The sequence below is a fragment of the Legionella rubrilucens genome, from assembly GCF_001468125.1.
In the GTDB taxonomy this organism is placed as follows: Bacteria; Pseudomonadota; Gammaproteobacteria; order Legionellales; family Legionellaceae; genus Legionella_C; species Legionella_C rubrilucens.
In genome coordinates this window covers 688,536-704,099 of sequence record NZ_LNYT01000020.1, presented here as the reverse complement: position 1 = coordinate 704,099, position 15,564 = coordinate 688,536, and the positions used below count along the sequence as shown (strand labels likewise).

Here is a 15,564-nt window from a genome sequence, read left to right as displayed (position 1 = left end):
GGAGAAGGCATCGACCCTTTATCTGAATAATTTTATATCACAATGCCCATGCTTGAAACATATGGCCAGGCAAAAAGCCCGCGATAGGAATCGTAGGTATTTTTGACGCCGTTGTTGATGACGAAAGAAATCAGGCGAACTCCTCAGTCCGCCATGTTGCTCTGCACACTGCCCCAATTTTTAATTCCTGCCCCTTGCTTTAAATCATCCGGCAAGGCGTTTAAGGCTTTTTGTGCTTCTTCATAGCTGTTGTAACTGCCATAGAGGCCTTTATAGTAGGTACTGCCGTTTTGATGGTATTTGATTTCCGCCATGCGGTCATTTTTAGGGGCTTTATACAGTTTGCCGGCCACTTTCGAGGCTTTTTGATCACTGGCTATTTCAATCGTATACCCTTGGGGATTCTGGTTACTGACCCAATTTCTGTCTCGATCCTTAGCCCGTGTGGGTGAATGGTAAGCGCCCACGTGGTAGCTTTCGGGAACCGTCACCATGCCGCTGCCGGTAATGGGATATTGTGAATAGTTATCCGGATTGACATCATAAGTCTGGCTGTATTGCAACTCGGAATAATTGTAAGACGCATACTGGCTGTAATCTGGTGAGTCATTGACCGTACAGGAACATAAGGCGCCGGCGCCCAAACCAAGAACCAGTCGTTGTAAACGATTCATAATGCCCCCTTTTTCTTATTCTTCCCTGTGTTGCAGTGAAATCTTGAGTTCTATAACAAAGATAGCATAAAGTATTCCATTTCCTTTGGTTGAATTGACTTATGTGGACTCATCGACGCTCCGGGCAAATCCATCAACGCGGCACCCACGATCACCGCGACCCTTATGAACGCGACAGAACGCGGGTCATCCATTGCCCGGCGTTTCGGCGCCTGCAGCGAAAAACCCAGATTTTAGGCACAGACGAGGGCGATTTTCATCGTACCCGCCTCACCCATTCGCTGGAGGTCGCCTCCATCGGGCACAGCATCGTGCGTAATTTAGCCACTAATCTCCGGGAAGGCATTGTCTTGAGCCTTCTGCCCAGCGACGACCTGATTACCGTCATCTGCCTTTTACATGACATTGGTCATCCGCCCTTTGGCCATGGCGGTGAAGTGGCCCTCAATTTCATGATGCGTGACTATGGTGGTTTTGAAGGCAATGGACAGACACTGCGCCTGCTGACCAAGGTCGAAAACAGTTACGGCGCCTTTGGGCTTGATTTGACACGTCGCTCCCTGCTTGGGCTGCTTAAATACCCCGTCAGCCGCAGCCAGGTGGTCGCCCCTGAACGGCCTGAACACGCGCCCATGATGCATAAAACCATCCGGATCAATGATTGGCTGCCGCCTAAAGCCTATTTTGATTGTGAACAACCGGAGGTGGACTGGTTGCTGTCGCCGTTTTGCGAGGAGGATCGCACCCTGTTTCAATCCCTGCAATCCAATCCGTCAGGCCGCCAGCACGGCAAGGCCGCCTACCACTCCTTTGATTGTTCCATCATGGACATCGCCGATGACATTGCCTACGGTGTGCATGATCTGGAGGATGCGATTCATTTACGCCTGATTGACAGGGATCAACTGGACAATGACACCTTCCGGCAGTTGCTTCAGGCCACGCCTTTGGGCCGGGAACAGGCAGCGCTTCTGGATAATCTGTTTGCCAGTGAAATTTTTCTGCGCAAACAAGCCATTGGTGAGATTGTCAATTACCTCATCACCTCCACGCAGGTGCGAATTATCAATCCTGATTTCAGTGACAATCTGTTAAAACACAACATGGTTTTAATCCCGGAAGCTCAGGCATTATTAGGTTATTTAATGGATTGCATTTATCGCCATGTGATTGATTCCCAGGAGGCAAGAACCTTTGAATACGGCGGGCAAACGGTGGTGCTTCGTCTGTTTGAAGCCATCAGTTCCAACCCCGGCAGTCTGCTCGACATGAAAAACCGGCAGTTGTTTAATGAGGCACGCAGTGATCAGGAAGCCTTTCGTATTGTCTGCGATTACATTGCCAACATGACAGATGAATACGCCTACCGCATGCACGAACGATTGTTTGGATTTAATACAAGAACGATTTTTGAGCGATTGTAAAGCCATCGTTGGAAAACGATGGCGTCCCCAGGGGGATTCGAACCCCCGTTACCGCCGTGAAAGGGCGATGTCCTGGGCCTCTAGACGATGGGGACCCTGACTTTGTAACGCGATTTGTAACACACACCAAAAATGGCGTCCCCAGGGGGATTCGAACCCCCGTTACCGCCGTGAAAGGGCGATGTCCTAGGCCTCTAGACGATGGGGACCTGGAACTTATTCATCAACCCGAGAGTTGATGGTGGAGCTAGGCGGGATCGAACCGCCGACCTCTTGCATGCCATGCAAGCGCTCTCCCAGCTGAGCTATAGCCCCTAAAATTGAGATTCGAAGTTTAATTAGGCCCTCAATGACTGTCAAGCAATTTTTGCGAATAACGCAGGAATTCTTTTTCATGGCCACCCGCGACCTCTTCGTAGTTCAAAAAATCAACAAATGATGGCGCACGATTTTTTCCTTTTTATTTAAACTGCTTAAATCACGTCTTTCCAGGACCCGGACTGAACTTATTAATATCCCCTTAAGTATTTACAATGTACAATGTGCGTCCTGCTTACACAATGACAAAAAAATCATGTACTTATCCCCTGAAGAATGGCGCGTCGCAGAATACCAGTTAAGCAATAAACCCGATGGCACGATTCTACGCTATTCTGCTGTACGAACCGCCTCAGGGGACATGGCCGCCCGCACCAAACGCCCCGAGCTTTTCAATACCTATACATCAGACAAAACCGGCACGGTAAGCAATACCTTCCATTCCTTTATCAAAATAGACGGCGAAATTTTTGCCCTGGCTCAGGGTAAAACACCAGAAGCCATTGTGGGCCAGGGGAGTTTTGGAAAGGTTAAATTCATACAAAATAAAAAAGGGGAACTTGCGGTTGTTAAAATAGAGACACACAATGAAACACCGAAGGAAGCCGTGATTTTAAGTGATCTCAAGCTGAGCAACGGCACGCCTTTCTCACGTGGAAAAGTTAAACATCCAGAGAAAACTAAATTTTATACTCATCAGGCGAATCTTGGGGTATCGCTCTCTACACTGTTAAGAAACTACGAATTGCAGGTGTGCCTCGTTGAACCGCCTGATCAGACCATCAACGACCACACGCTTTACCTTTATCAAAAGGACAATAAGCTGCAATGTAAATTCATGGAAAATAAAAACCATAAACTGAAAGGAGGCGATGCCGTAAGCCGGCTGGACCTCCCGGTGAATGAGGATTATCCCTCCATTGAGGAATGCGTTCGAAATACCCTGAGCGATTTTGAACGTTTAAAAGCAAACATCGACGGCGCGGAAAAAAATCTCACCCCTTGTTTCTGCAGAAAGCCGCCTCTGGATACCGCGATTAGACAGAACAGACTCTATCTCTACCTAATGGACAACGGTTTAAACTATGCCTTTAAGACACAGGCGAATCAAATCATCAGAGCCACTCCTGCCGGAGAATACCATTACATCGGTCATGCGCTTTGCGACACCCTGATGGATGAACCATTAAAAAAACGGATCCATGCTTCGCTCGGACTCTACCCGCATCAGGGTCTGTTTCCTCTCTCGCTGGATAATGACCGCCGTTTGCAAATCGCAATCGACATTTGTCTGGAACTGGATGCTCTGCATCGGGGCTTGAGTTCAAAATCCGGTACACCTTACAGCCATGGTGATATCAAACCAGAGAACATTGTCATCGATGCCAGAGGTCAATGTCACTTCATTGACCATGGGTTTTCAGATACCAACCCGACAATGCCCGCGACATCACTATGCGGTACACCCACTTACCTGCCCTGGCTGGACTTTAACGCCCCCATACCCACCCGGCAGCGCCTCGACCTCATTGCCTTAAAACGGGTACTATCGATGCCTCAGGTGTTGGAGTACGTCAATGGAAAATTATACCTTTTGAAAGAAGACAGAGAAAAGGTCAGTGTTTTAACCCAGGAGATGGTTACTCAACTCAAGCTGTCCAGCTACCTTGACAGCACGACGTTCAGTGTGAATGACACAGCCATGACACTGGCCGCCATCCTGATTACCGCACAATTGGGTTTAGGACTTGTTTATGAATCCCTGCTGCACAATAGCGACAAAGCCTTAATTATTGTGGAATATTACAAAAAGCACCGGAATTCCCCCACATTAAAAAAAGACATGCTGACTGCTTTGGAAGACACAACCAACCTGTCGATGAAAGCGGCTCTGGTTGAAGAGGGTTGCTTTGAAGCGCCGCAACAGGTTGCCAAACAACAGCCTGTTAAATTTTTGGCAACCTACTTTAAGAAAAATGTTATTCGGGTAAACGTAGACGATATGGATAAAGCCCGCGCGCTGATTGAAGCCATCGAAGCTGGCTTTGAAGGGTTTCATCTGGTCAAACTCACCCATAAAGAACCTTGGCAGATCAGGGGAATTGCCCGTGCGAAAAAATTTAACTTAAACGACAAAGAAACCGCTTTTCTTTCAGAAACCACAGCACCCCATGCCAGCATTGTACTCGGTTTTTGTCGACACCAACATGAAGCCGAATGTTATCTGCAATTGTGTCAGACCTTAAGCCAATTGGAGATGGAAATCGCCTCCCTGGATCCTGAACTGAAACTGGCGGCAGGCACGCTTGTTGGCCGCATGTACAAGGCTATTGCCAACCTCCATGCAGAAGGCAACCGCTGCGATCAGTTTTTCCGTTTTTTTAAGGAAATGCAGGGTGCCATTAAAGACGGTTATGGTGTTTTATCATCCAATTCCAGACTAAAATCTCTGATGGACTTTCTCTTCTCCACGCTTGATTCTCTCCTGGTGTTCTATCCCATGGACCACCCATACCAGCCAAAGGGCACTCCTTCGCTGTTTTTTAAACCACACAGCCCGAGCAGCAATCTCATGAGCATTCAAATCCCAGCCTTTTCAACCAAACACAGCTAGGGCAGAGACCGGCTTCATCACCATCAGATAAAAAACAATCAACAGGCTGATGAAGGCGGGCCATCCCAATAGAAACCACCACTTAAAGTGACGGTAATAGGCAGGCGGCAGGGCCTGATTAGCCCTGGCGGCCTCAACCGTGATGTTTTTTATTTTAATTTGCAGGTACACCACAATAAACCAGCAGATGGCGGTAACCGTGTAACCGATTATGGCACCCCAGATCCAGAACAAAGTAAAGGAATAGCCTGCGAGATACACCATCCACAGTCCTGTCACAACCTGAATAACCCCTGAAGAGCCGGTAAACAGCCAGTCGACCCAGACCACGTATTGGTTGATGCCGGCCATTAAGGAGACGTTTTTGGTGCAGTGCCCGTATAACATCACACTGGCCGTACCAAGACCCGTGCCAAATAAAACGGTGGAACTTAAGACATGGATGTATTTAAGCCAGAAATAAAGCATTAATCCCTCTCCAGAACACATAACATGATAATGCCCACCAGGATAGGTATGTTTTTTACCACCGGACCAAACGGTTCCAACCACAAATGAGGCAAGGCGATGGAAATGATAAGGGTATAAACCAAAATAACCGCCAGTTGCACCCAACAAAAGAAACGGGTTTTGATGTGCAGGAGCAGCGCCATCCCAATGATGGCATTCAGAGTGGCTGCACCATAGAGTAACCCGGGCTGCCATGCTGAAGGGATGTTGATTTCCGATAACAAGGCATAAGAATGGTCCCTGCCGTAAAAAAAGCTGGTTAACGCACTGGCAATCCACATGAACGCCAGACTTAGGCGAAGCAACGGCGTCAACACCATGAACCGGGCGGTCAGATGATCGCCCTCTGTGCTCGGGGTTTGCCGCAACCCTTCGTCAAAAGACCTTGGTTTAACCTCGGTTGTCTGTTCAAATTGAAGAACCTCCTCCCGGCTGGCCGTATTCCCTTTTTCAAGCATCTGCAGTGCTGCACTGTTAATGCGCGAGCCCGAGATGAAATTGCCAAACCATGCGGCAATGTTTAATAACCCGAGCGGCAGCGGCAACATGAACGTGGGTTTAAGCTTTAACCAGGACCGCAGGCTCAGCAACAGCTGCCTGATACTGATTTCCTGACTGCTCACGGCCGTTAAGATTTCAAACCGCGATAACGGTTTGTCCACCAATTGATGAATGGCCTCACTCAAATCATCGATGTGGATGGGTTGTAAACACTGTTCGCCATGGCCTGGTAAAGGAATGATGGGCAATGATGCGAGACTGGCCATCAAGGCAATGCCGCCACGGGCGCCCTGACCATAAATAAATGACGGACGAAGCACATACGCGGGGACCGTCGAGGTTTTTAACCATTCTTCCACGGCCAGCTTGCTTCTGGCGTATTCCGTGTCATACCGTTCAATGCCGAGCGCTGAAACATGGATGATCTTTTTTACCTGTTGCTTTTCCGCTGCGGTGTAAAGGGCTTTGGGGGCTAAGTAATGCAGGGTCCAAATCACAGCCTTGTTGAAATGATAAAAAATCCCGACGCAGTTAATGATCACGTCTACGCCTTCAAGCCTCGGCAACCAGATAGCCGAGGCGGTATCCTCTAGAAAATCGCAGGCGATCACCTGCGCTTTCGGGAATTGGTTAAGAACCTCGTGAGGATGATGCGCTGCACAAAGAACCTCATGGTCACTGTCCAGCAAACGTTTCGTCACGTGTTCACCCAGAAAACCATTGGCGCCTAAAATCATGATTTTCATGGAGAATCCCCCATCGGGCTATTGGTTTCAGGCGATCGCGTATAGCCCAAAAATCCTCCCACACACCCACTGAGGGAACCGATAAAAAACAGGACAAAAGTAAGAAAGGCATTTAAGGTCAGCACTTTCCTGCGGGTCTCAATGTTGATGTGAAGCGGCGATTTTCTCCTGGTATCAGCCACGGTCTCCGTCAGCATGGGTGCATCATTGGTTAATTTGATAGCTACCAGATTCGAAGTAAAATTGGAATGGAAGGCCGCGTACTGAATCATGTTGGTGATTAAAATAATCGTCATGATCAGCAGCATGGACCAGGCGATAAATCCGATTAATAGGCCAAAGGCCCGGGCCTTTACCACCACCGGGGTTAATTTTCCAGCAATCCAGCCGGTCGAGAACATGGCTAGGATGGCCGCCAGGCAAAAGCACAAAAAGCCGGCAAAGGAAAAAAAAGTATTGCCTTCGCTGTCGATCGAAAAACTGCTGATTCCTAATCCGAGCGACAAGAGATTCAGCAAGAAATTAAGCCCCACCCCGGCGACTGCGCCGGCAAAAATAGCCGACCAGGAGAGGTAGCGTTTTTTTTGCCTCATGATGAATGCCCCTGATAAACATAAAGGACTAACAGCACTAACCCAACTGCAGCAATAAGGCCATGCCCCAAAGGCAGGACCTTAGCAATCTTTTTACCCGTCAAATCGAGATAAAACATGAATGCACCGCCCATGGCGGCCAGCAGAAAGAACACCAGCGCCCAGACCGGTGTGTCATACATCAGCGAATACCCACTAAGCAATAGAATGCCTGTCAAGGCAAAACCGCCATGAATCAGCGCCACACCTTTGGGTGTGTTCTTATTGGTTAAAATGAAACTGGCGAGATAAAGGCCTAATAAAGCGGCCAAAACAAAAACAACAATAGCAAAAATCAACATGGTTACACCTCCTTGTTATTAATAGGCCGCAGGTTTCTTGTTGCCGGCCCTTCGAGCACGTCACCCTGCGGCGAAAACCGGCTGCCGTGGCAGGGGCAATCCCAGGTTTTTTCGGCATCATTCCAATGCACCAGGCATTTCATGTGGGTACATACGGCCGACACAACATGCACCTGGTCCTGCTCATCGCGAGAGACCGCCCATTTCTCGCGGTTAAACTCTACAATTTTACCCTCGCCCTGGCCGACCTCGGCACAGTCTTTGGCGGCAATGTGCGGCAAATCACTTAAGTACCGTCCAAAGACATTGAGATTCTCTTTAAGCCAAAAACCAAAAGAGGCGAGCCATTGAGTTCGCGTTGACTCAAAACAATGGATCTTATTCTGCCCGGTGCTGATTAAATCAGCAATCAGTAATCCCGCCAGTGTGCCATACACCAAGCCATCCGCAAAATACCCGGTTGCCATATACACCTGCTTGTGATGCCGTCTGGCAAGACCGATGTAAGGGATGTGATCGGCCGATTGAAAATGCTGTGCCGACCAGTAATTCGCAACCTCGGTCATCGCCAGGTCCTGGTGTAAAAACGTTTTCAGCGTGTCGTAACGACTCCTGGCTGAATTCTCCTGCCCGGTTTTATGATGGTTGCCAGCCACCAGAACCGCCCAGTTGATGCGCCTCAATTGAGGGCAACGGTTTTTTTGCTGTTTATCAGTTCCATGGCCGCAGTCACCCCGGTTATGCCGCCGCCAATAATGACCACGTCGACATCAATCGACTGATTCAGTTCAGGATAATACCGGGATTTGGCACTGATTACTTTCCATAACGGTGTATGTTTCATATCCCCTCCCTGGGAAAATAATCCACGATTTTATTGCTTGAGATTAAAACAATGACAGCAGAAATGGCTATTGAAGTTATCCTCAATAGTATAAGCTTAATTTAATGAGGGCATGGTAGATAATGCAAGTAAAAGAACGGCACTTGACGTGCCGCTTTTAAATCAGGCTGAAGTCGTTTCAGAGCGTTTTTTGGCTTGTTTTTTTAATTTTTTCCACTCACGGTCTTTGTTGAAAACGAAACCGGCTGCTTCTTCAATGAAAAAACCAATGTCGTCAATATTAGCCCAAGCGCAATAAGCATTGATTTTCTCGAAAGTTTCACTGCTGATTTCAGCCTTGATTTTTTCTTTTTTCTGGAAACGATTCCCACTAATAATAGGCATTTTCTACCTCTGTTGTTATTTATGCAAATAAATCTTAACAAAATAAAATACGCTTGCAAAGTAAATATCCTGGCTACGATTAAGGAAAAAGACAATCATTTCACCAACGGGAATGGTCTCTCTATTTCAGGATAAAAAATGCTCCAAATTCGTTCACAATAATTCAAAATATTGCTGTATTTTTGCAGATAGGATTTTAAAGGATCCTCGTAGGGGACCCAGACAATATTGGCCAGAAAAGCAAAAGCCGTTGCATCAATACTGGTCATCTCTGCACCGAGGAAATATTTTTTGTCACCCAGGGTTATGGCAATGGCATCCAGGGTTTTTGTGGCGAGCTTGAATACCTCCTCCGGTTTATGGCGGCCGGTCCCCTGCTGATGGAGTGCGTTAAGGGTGGCCTTCCTGACGCTGTTGGGGACAAATAGTCTGGCAAGCCATGGAAGTTTGCCGAAAAAGCCCTCTTTCACAAAAGCCCAGCCCGCGTCCTGTTGCCAACGGTAGTACACGATGAACCAGTACAGGCGCTCCGTGAAGGTATTGTCCAGCAGGGTCATTAAGGCGCGCTGATCCTCACGGAGCTGGCCATCGAGTACATCGCCGTATTTTTCCTTCAGGTGGTCAATAATCAGTTCGCTGTCAGAGAGCAGTTCTCCTTCGATCTTAAGGCAGGGCAGCTTTCCCTTTGGACTCTTTCGCGGATCCATGACAAAACGGATTTCATAAGGCATTTCAATCATGCGCAGATAAGTCTCAAGCTTTAAACAAAAGGGACTGGCATTGGGCAAACCCCAATGGCAGGGGAACTGATAAAGAGTCATCATGGTTGATTATTCCTTTACAAATGGACAACACGCCGGGCTGGCGCGCAACCACCTGGCATTTTATATGAACATCTTGATTATACTCATGATATTATTGGCATCAAAGTACTATTGCGGGAGTTAATGAATGGCTGATTGTCCTTGCGGCTCACTTAAAGACTACAGGCAATGCTGCGGTTTATACATTGATCAATCGCAGCGCCCGCCGACCCCTGAAGCCCTGATGCGCTCACGTTACACGGCTTATACGCAAGCCAACATGACGTACATTAAAAACACCATGAAAGGCGAGCCCCTGCTTGGCTTTCATGAACAGGAGGTATCGCAATGGGCTGCTAAAGTCGATTGGCTTAGTCTTCAAGTGGTCAATTGCAAGCTCGACGCCGACAATCCGGATCGGGGCTATGTTGAATTTTTAGCCAGCCTGCGTGATGGCGGCAAATTACAGGCCATTCATGAACGCAGTGAATTTGTACGCGTCGATGGGCAATGGTTTTACACAGCGGCTCATAAACCGCTTTATGCCAAACCTCAGCATAAACGTGCCATTTCGCGCAATGCGCCCTGTCCCTGCGGCAGCCAGAAAAAATATAAAAATTGCCACGCGCTTTCCGAACGCCAGGGGCATTGACTTCGGGGTAACGGGGTTTCCCCATCAACGTCTGTGTCGCTTAAGACGACGGCTTCCAGGGATTAATCCATGGTCACTGCAACACCTGTCGCAGTTGCTTTTGCCTGAAAGGATGTGAAATTATAAGATTCGACCTGAGGCATTCCATGGAATACTCATTACCGCTTAACATTATTCTTAAGGGACACGTTCATGAAAAAAAGGATACCTGGCATTTTCGGCTTCGGACTCATTTTGCTTTCCTCTTTAGGCAATGCCGGAACGCAGCCCAAATTCAGTATTGTAAACACCGTAAGACCACCCGCGCTGATTGCGCCAGGCGATATCGTGGGAGCCCAATACCTGGTCACCAACAATACCCTGATTACCCGTGAACTGACGCTGGTTCCGCTCACCGGCGTTCAGCAGATTACTGCAGGCCCCAACGCCTGCCAGAATCCCTTTGTGCTTGCCCATGGCCAAAGCTGTTTCTTAAATCTGGTGTTTAATTCCAATTTTGCAAGCGGCGTGCACAACGGCCCTGAAATCTGTAAAACTGTGGCGGGCGGCGGCAATGTGCCGAGTCAGTTTTTATGCTCTCAACCCAGCCGAACCGATTTACTGAACATTACGGTGCAATAACGCCGACAACTCATGCGAAGCCCTCACCGTGATGCACGGTGAGGGCTTCTTTTATAATTGACGTAAATGCGGAAATAGAATCACATCGCGGATGGACTGAGAATTGGTAAACAGCATGACCAGCCTGTCCACCCCAATCCCTTCCCCGGCTGTCGGCGGCATACCGTACTCCAACGCCTCAATGTAATCACTGTCAAAATGCATGGCTTCCAGATCGCCGGCATCTTTTTCTGCCACCTGCCTGTGAAAGCGTTCCGCCTGATCTTCCGCATCGTTTAATTCTGAGAAGCCATTGGCAATTTCGCGTCCGGCAATAAAGAATTCGAACCGATCGGTGACTTCCGGATTGCTGTTGCTGCGTCTGGCCAGCGGTGAGACCTCGGTCGGGTAACCGGTAATGAAAGTCGGCTGGATGAGTAAATGCTCAACCGTTTCTTCGAAAAGAATCATTTGCAGTTTACCTAACCCGTCGGTGGGTTTAAACCCAAGACCTTTCTGCTTTAGAATGTCGCGGCAGGAATCCACATTCTCCAATTGTTCCGCCTGAATTTGCGGATGGTGGTGTAAAACAGCCTCTTTCACAGTCATGCGGGCAAAGGGTTTGGCAAAATCAATAACCCAATCCTGGTAGCTTACCTGACGGCTGCCCAGCACCTCATCACAGAGGAAATGCAGCAATTGCTCGGTGAAATCCATGAGATCGTCGTAATCGGCATAGGCCTGATAAAACTCAATCATGGTGAATTCAGGATTATGGCGGGTGGAAATGCCTTCATTACGGAAATTGCGGTTAATTTCATACACACGCTCAAAACCGCCCACCACCAGCCGTTTAAGATACAGTTCCGGCGCAATGCGCAGGAACATTTGCATATCCAGGGTATTGTGATGGGTGACGAAGGGACGCGCCAATGCGCCGCCCGGAATCGGATGCATCATCGGCGTTTCCACTTCCAGAAACTGGTGATCGTCCATAAACTGGCGCAAGGCTTTAATCAGACGGGTGCGTGTGGTAAAGGTTTTGCGGCTCTCTTCGTTGGCGATCAAATCGACATACCGTTTACGGTATTTCATTTCCTGATCGGACAAGCCGTGGTATTTATCCGGCAAAGGCCGTAAGGACTTAGTCAGCAGTACAACCTGCTCGGCATGAACAGTCAATTCCCCTGTATTGGTTTTAAAGAGCAGCCCATTGACGCCGACAATGTCACCCAAATCCCAATGTTTAAATTGTTCATACACTTCCGGCAAATCATTTTGACGGACATAAACCTGGATTCGACCGGACACATCCTGGATATGGAAAAAGCTCGCCTTGCCCATGATACGCCGCAACACAATGCGGCCGGCGATGGTTACCTTTACCGCCTGTTCGGCTAATGCGTCTTTTTCAAACCCTTCGTAATCTTTCAATAACTCAGCGGCCAAATGCTGTCGATGAAAATGATTGGGAAAATTAAAGCCCTGCTGGCGCAACTCGCCAAGCTTTTGTTTGCGAATCTGGTAGACTTCGCTTTCATCTAAAATCTCTTCTGTCATGCTGCCCCTACTCCTGCTTTCAAACTGGCGTGAATAAACTGATCCAGATCGCCGTCTAAAACGGCCTGGGTATTACTGGTTTCAACGCCGGTGCGTAAATCTTTAATCCGCGACTGGTCAAGCACGTAGGATCGAATCTGCGAACCCCAGCCTATATCCGATTTACTGGCCTCCAGAGCCTGTTGTTCGGCGTTTTTCTTCTGCATTTCCAATTCATAAAGCTTGGCGCGCAACTGCTTCATGGCATGGTCTTTGTTTTTGTGCTGACTTCTGTCAGTCTGGCATTGAACAACAATGCCTGTAGGCACGTGGGTAATCCTTACCGCTGAATCGGTACGGTTTACGTGCTGGCCGCCTGCCCCCGAGGCACGGTAAGTGTCAATGCGTAAATCCGCGGGGTTGATTTCAATGTCGATGTCATCATCCACTTCCGGCGAAACAAACACGGCAGAAAAGGACGTGTGGCGGCGGTTGCCCGAATCAAAAGGCGATTTGCGCACCAGACGATGCACGCCGGTTTCCGTTCGGAGCCAGCCATAGGCGTATTCACCGCTGAAATGAATGGTGGCGCTCTTGATACCGGCCACGTCGCCGGCTGAACATTCAATCAGTTCACACTGAAAACCATGGTGCTCACCCCAACGCAGGTACATGCGCAGAAGCATTTCCGCCCAATCCTGCGCTTCGGTGCCGCCGGAGCCGGATTGAATGTCAAGGTACGCGTTGGCATGGTCCATTTTGCCCGAAAACATGCGGCGAAACTCCAGATCGGCGACCTGTTTCTCCACTTTTTCCAATTCCTGGGTAATGTCGCTGATTGTGCCCTCATCCTCTTCCGCGCGGGCCATTTCAAAAAGCTCGGATAAATCCACCATGCTCTGGCTTAAGTCCTGAAGCTGATGAACCACGGCTTCCAGCTGAGCCCTTTCCTTACCCAGGGCCTGGGCTTGTTCAGGATTATTCCAGACGTCAGCCGACTCCAGTTCGCGGACTACTTCCTCAAGCCGTTCCCGTTTATTATCGAATTCAAAGATACCCCCGAAGCGCTTGAATGCGGTCATTCAAATCGCCTAAATTGAACGTAATCTGGTTCACTTCTAACATGCTTTTCCCGGTAAAATAAATTCAAATACGCTAGTTTACAAGGAAAGCCTCCTCTTAACCAGCCAAACCCATAAAAAATGCACAATAAATTAGCAGATTAATCAGCCGCTCTCGTTTGCTGCGCGGCAGAGGGGCTATTCCTTCAACCTGAACAGGCGTTATACTATGGATGATTTATTTTTTAACTAAAACCATGTTGACCCAGCACCCCGATTCCCTGACCCTCGCAGCACTTGAACTCAGGCGCTACACGGAAGAAACTCACAGCCACAGCCACGCCTATGCGCAATATGTGTTTCCCTTACAGGGCAGTCTCGAGATTGAAATCAATCACTGCGGCGGCCTGTTAACGGGAAATCGCGCCGCCTTTATTGCACCATCGCATCAACACTGTTTTGCCGGGAGTGAGGACAATTTATTTTTAGTCATGGACTTGCCGCAGCCTCCACGGATAGCCACAACACAACCTGCGTTTTTAACTATCAATCCCATGCTTGGGCATTTGTTAAAATTTATCCACCATTACCTTCTTCAGAAGACAAGGCACAACAGCACGCAAGCCATAGTTCAGACTCTGCTTGCCGCCTTGAATGAGGATTTAAATCCCCTGATGGATCAACGAGCGCTGCTGGCCAAACAGTGGATTGATGAGCATTACAGAGAGCCCATTTCGCTTGCCAGGCCAGCCGCTTATTGCCATTTGAGCATCAGCCAGCTACAGCGTCGTTTTAAACAGGCCATGGGGCAAACGCCGGGACAATACTGGCGCAACCAGCGTCTGCTTGCCGCCCAAACCCTGATGACAACCTCTCCTCACAGCCTGCAACGCATTGCACTGGACGTGGGCTATGAGAACCTGGCCGCCTTCAGCCGCGCCTTTTCGGCCTGGTCTGGCACATCCCCCACACAGTGGCGTCATGATTTTTTCAGCAAAGCGAATGCGTTTTAATGGTAAGGGACTCCTGTCCCGGTGAAAGTAAACTAAGCCTCTTTGTTCTACGGGAGGCCGGAATGCCCAGACGTTTAATCCCCTTTTTATGGCTTGTCGCCGCCCAGACCATGGTGGCAGTGAATATTGTTTGTTCCAAATACCTCCTCACCTACAGTCCTGCCTGGTTTTTGTTATTGCTGCGCTTTAGCTTAGCCGCCATGCTGCTCTTGCCCCTGCATTGGTTAACACCGGCAAGGAAACGCACGGTGGCTGATTACTTTCAATCGCTGCCTGAAGGACAGTGGCTTTTACTACTTGCTCAAGCCCTGTCAGCCGGTTTATTGTTTAATTGCTTTCTGCTACTGGGCCTGCACTACACCCATGCGGCTGCGGCCGGCATTATTACCAGCGCGTTACCAGCCCTCATTTCCTTACTGGCCTTTATTTTCCTCAAGGAAAAATTGTCTCAGCAGAAAATAGCCAGCATCGCCCTGGCTTGCCTGGGCCTTTTATGCCTTGCCGGCCACTCCTTCCATGCTTCGCACCATTCCCTGCGCGGGGATTTGCTGATTTTCTTATCCTTACTACCGGAAGCCACGTATTATCTGCTCTGTCAGTGGCGAGTCGTGCAACTGCCGGTGTTTTTGCTGTCAGCCTTAATGAACGGCATCAATGCGCTTTTACTGGTGCCGGTTGGGTTGTTAAACTGGCCGCACCAGCCATGGCATCCTCTCATGGCAGCCCTTGTCCTGCTTCTGGGTTTAAGTTCGGGGTTGTTTTATGTCTTCTGGTATTTCGGTGCACGCAGGAATGATGCCACCCTGGCCTCCCTGTCTACCGCTCTGATGCCTGTTGCTACAAGCCTTATTGCCTGGGCCGCATTCGGGGAAGGCTTGTCGATGCTGCAGCTTATGGGCATGGCCCTGGTGATGTTGTCGATTTTAATTTATGCACGAAGGCAATGA

At 48.9% G+C, this 15,564-nt stretch carries 17 protein-coding genes and 3 tRNA genes; 6 read left to right on the top strand and 14 right to left on the bottom strand.

From position 1 onward, the window contains the following. Window positions 1–143: 143 nt before the first annotated feature. Window positions 144–674 carry an SPOR domain-containing protein gene (locus Lrub_RS11010; protein WP_058532140.1) on the bottom strand — a complete coding sequence of 177 codons (531 nt, stop codon included), beginning with the start codon at window positions 672–674 and terminating at the stop codon, window positions 144–146. Window positions 675–775: 101 nt separating this feature from the next. Between Lrub_RS11010 and Lrub_RS11005 the strand changes: the two genes are divergently transcribed. Further along, window positions 776–2,098 (top strand): anti-phage deoxyguanosine triphosphatase, encoded by a 1,323-nt coding sequence (locus tag Lrub_RS11005; RefSeq protein WP_058532139.1) that lies wholly within the window; start codon window positions 776–778, stop codon window positions 2,096–2,098. Between the two features lie 19 nt (window positions 2,099–2,117). Here Lrub_RS11005 and Lrub_RS11000 read toward each other — a convergent pair. From Lrub_RS11000 to Lrub_RS10990, 3 genes are all read right to left on the bottom strand, one after another. After that, window positions 2,118–2,193 (bottom strand) — tRNA-Glu (locus tag Lrub_RS11000). Window positions 2,194–2,231: 38 nt separating this feature from the next. Continuing rightward, a tRNA-Glu gene (locus tag Lrub_RS10995) sits at window positions 2,232–2,307 on the bottom strand. A 30-nt stretch (window positions 2,308–2,337) separates the two neighbouring features. Then, a tRNA-Ala gene (locus tag Lrub_RS10990) sits at window positions 2,338–2,413 on the bottom strand. Window positions 2,414–2,672: 259 nt separating this feature from the next. Here Lrub_RS10990 and Lrub_RS10985 point away from each other — a divergent pair. Continuing rightward, entirely contained in the window at window positions 2,673–5,030 is a 2,358-nt protein-coding gene (locus tag Lrub_RS10985; RefSeq protein ID WP_058532138.1) for a serine/threonine-protein kinase, read from the top strand. Here the strand turns inward: Lrub_RS10985 and Lrub_RS10980 are convergent. The 8 genes from Lrub_RS10980 to Lrub_RS10950 form a co-directional block, all read right to left on the bottom strand. Then, entirely contained in the window at window positions 5,013–5,498 is a 486-nt protein-coding gene (locus tag Lrub_RS10980; protein WP_058532137.1) for a DUF2269 family protein, read from the bottom strand. The genes Lrub_RS10985 and Lrub_RS10980 overlap by 18 nt on opposite strands. Next, the gene (locus tag Lrub_RS10975) at window positions 5,498–6,787 is read right to left on the bottom strand and encodes an SDR family oxidoreductase (RefSeq protein ID WP_058532136.1); all 1,290 of its coding nucleotides are present in this window, start codon (window positions 6,785–6,787) and stop codon (window positions 5,498–5,500) included. The genes Lrub_RS10980 and Lrub_RS10975 overlap by 1 nt, the downstream gene beginning before the upstream one ends. Then, a complete protein-coding gene (locus Lrub_RS10970; RefSeq protein WP_058532135.1) occupies window positions 6,784–7,380 on the bottom strand; it encodes a hypothetical protein in 597 nt (198 codons plus the stop codon). The genes Lrub_RS10975 and Lrub_RS10970 overlap by 4 nt, the downstream gene beginning before the upstream one ends. Further along, complete coding sequence (locus Lrub_RS10965; protein WP_058532134.1) at window positions 7,377–7,721, bottom strand: hypothetical protein; 345 nt, start codon at window positions 7,719–7,721, stop codon at window positions 7,377–7,379. The genes Lrub_RS10970 and Lrub_RS10965 overlap by 4 nt, the downstream gene beginning before the upstream one ends. Window positions 7,722–7,723: 2 nt before the next feature. Then, a complete protein-coding gene (locus Lrub_RS10960) occupies window positions 7,724–8,377 on the bottom strand; it encodes a Rieske (2Fe-2S) protein (RefSeq protein WP_162263139.1) in 654 nt (217 codons plus the stop codon). A 23-nt stretch (window positions 8,378–8,400) separates the two neighbouring features. Further along, a complete protein-coding gene (locus Lrub_RS14835; RefSeq protein WP_133134033.1) occupies window positions 8,401–8,565 on the bottom strand; it encodes an FAD-dependent oxidoreductase in 165 nt (54 codons plus the stop codon). Between the two features lie 162 nt (window positions 8,566–8,727). After that, window positions 8,728–8,949: a hypothetical protein gene (locus Lrub_RS10955; RefSeq protein ID WP_058525500.1), complete on the bottom strand. Its 222-nt coding sequence runs from the start codon at window positions 8,947–8,949 to the stop codon at window positions 8,728–8,730. Window positions 8,950–9,044: 95 nt separating this feature from the next. Further along, window positions 9,045–9,773, bottom strand: a complete 729-nt coding sequence (locus Lrub_RS10950) for a glutathione S-transferase family protein (protein ID WP_058532132.1) — start codon at window positions 9,771–9,773, stop codon at window positions 9,045–9,047. 127 nt (window positions 9,774–9,900) lie between these two features. Between Lrub_RS10950 and Lrub_RS10945 the strand changes: the two genes are divergently transcribed. Together Lrub_RS10945 and Lrub_RS10940 are read left to right on the top strand one after the other, a co-directional pair. Beyond that, window positions 9,901–10,404 carry a YchJ family protein gene (locus tag Lrub_RS10945; protein ID WP_058532131.1) on the top strand — a complete coding sequence of 168 codons (504 nt, stop codon included), beginning with the start codon at window positions 9,901–9,903 and terminating at the stop codon, window positions 10,402–10,404. Window positions 10,405–10,596: 192 nt separating this feature from the next. Next, window positions 10,597–11,025, top strand: coding sequence for a hypothetical protein (locus Lrub_RS10940; RefSeq protein ID WP_058532130.1), 429 nt, complete (start codon window positions 10,597–10,599; stop codon window positions 11,023–11,025). A 51-nt stretch (window positions 11,026–11,076) separates the two neighbouring features. Here the strand turns inward: Lrub_RS10940 and lysS are convergent, their stop codons facing one another. Continuing rightward, window positions 11,077–12,564: a lysine--tRNA ligase gene (gene lysS / locus Lrub_RS10935; protein ID WP_058532129.1), complete on the bottom strand. Its 1,488-nt coding sequence runs from the start codon at window positions 12,562–12,564 to the stop codon at window positions 11,077–11,079. Beyond that, a protein-coding gene (gene prfB, locus Lrub_RS10930) for a peptide chain release factor 2 (protein ID WP_133134034.1) occupies window positions 12,561–13,668 on the bottom strand; the annotation gives its coding sequence in 2 pieces (ribosomal slippage) (window positions 12,561–13,592 and window positions 13,594–13,668; 1,107 coding nt in all). The genes lysS and prfB overlap by 4 nt, the downstream gene beginning before the upstream one ends. A gap of 193 nt (window positions 13,669–13,861) precedes the next feature. Here prfB and Lrub_RS10925 point away from each other — a divergent pair. Both Lrub_RS10925 and Lrub_RS10920 read left to right on the top strand, forming a co-directional pair. Beyond that, entirely contained in the window at window positions 13,862–14,617 is a 756-nt protein-coding gene (locus tag Lrub_RS10925; protein WP_065235768.1) for an AraC family transcriptional regulator, read from the top strand. Window positions 14,618–14,679: 62 nt separating this feature from the next. Next, window positions 14,680–15,564: a DMT family transporter gene (locus Lrub_RS10920; protein WP_058532290.1), complete on the top strand. Its 885-nt coding sequence runs from the start codon at window positions 14,680–14,682 to the stop codon at window positions 15,562–15,564.

Coding starts and splice junctions, on each gene's coding strand:
- Lrub_RS11010 (WP_058532140.1), bottom strand. CDS start 674: ATGAATCGTTTACAACGACTGGTTCTTGGTTTGGGCGCCGGCGCCTTA.
- Lrub_RS11005 (WP_058532139.1), top strand. CDS start 776: ATGTGGACTCATCGACGCTCCGGGCAAATCCATCAACGCGGCACCCAC.
- Lrub_RS10985 (WP_058532138.1), top strand. CDS start 2,673: ATGTACTTATCCCCTGAAGAATGGCGCGTCGCAGAATACCAGTTAAGC.
- Lrub_RS10980 (WP_058532137.1), bottom strand. CDS start 5,498: ATGCTTTATTTCTGGCTTAAATACATCCATGTCTTAAGTTCCACCGTT.
- Lrub_RS10975 (WP_058532136.1), bottom strand. CDS start 6,787: ATGAAAATCATGATTTTAGGCGCCAATGGTTTTCTGGGTGAACACGTG.
- Lrub_RS10970 (WP_058532135.1), bottom strand. CDS start 7,380: ATGAGGCAAAAAAAACGCTACCTCTCCTGGTCGGCTATTTTTGCCGGC.
- Lrub_RS10965 (WP_058532134.1), bottom strand. CDS start 7,721: ATGTTGATTTTTGCTATTGTTGTTTTTGTTTTGGCCGCTTTATTAGGC.
- Lrub_RS14835 (WP_133134033.1), bottom strand. CDS start 8,565: ATGAAACATACACCGTTATGGAAAGTAATCAGTGCCAAATCCCGGTAT.
- Lrub_RS10955 (WP_058525500.1), bottom strand. CDS start 8,949: ATGCCTATTATTAGTGGGAATCGTTTCCAGAAAAAAGAAAAAATCAAG.
- Lrub_RS10950 (WP_058532132.1), bottom strand. CDS start 9,773: ATGATGACTCTTTATCAGTTCCCCTGCCATTGGGGTTTGCCCAATGCC.
- Lrub_RS10945 (WP_058532131.1), top strand. CDS start 9,901: ATGGCTGATTGTCCTTGCGGCTCACTTAAAGACTACAGGCAATGCTGC.
- Lrub_RS10940 (WP_058532130.1), top strand. CDS start 10,597: ATGAAAAAAAGGATACCTGGCATTTTCGGCTTCGGACTCATTTTGCTT.
- lysS (WP_058532129.1), bottom strand. CDS start 12,564: ATGACAGAAGAGATTTTAGATGAAAGCGAAGTCTACCAGATTCGCAAA.
- Lrub_RS10925 (WP_065235768.1), top strand. CDS start 13,862: ATGTTGACCCAGCACCCCGATTCCCTGACCCTCGCAGCACTTGAACTC.
- Lrub_RS10920 (WP_058532290.1), top strand. CDS start 14,680: ATGCCCAGACGTTTAATCCCCTTTTTATGGCTTGTCGCCGCCCAGACC.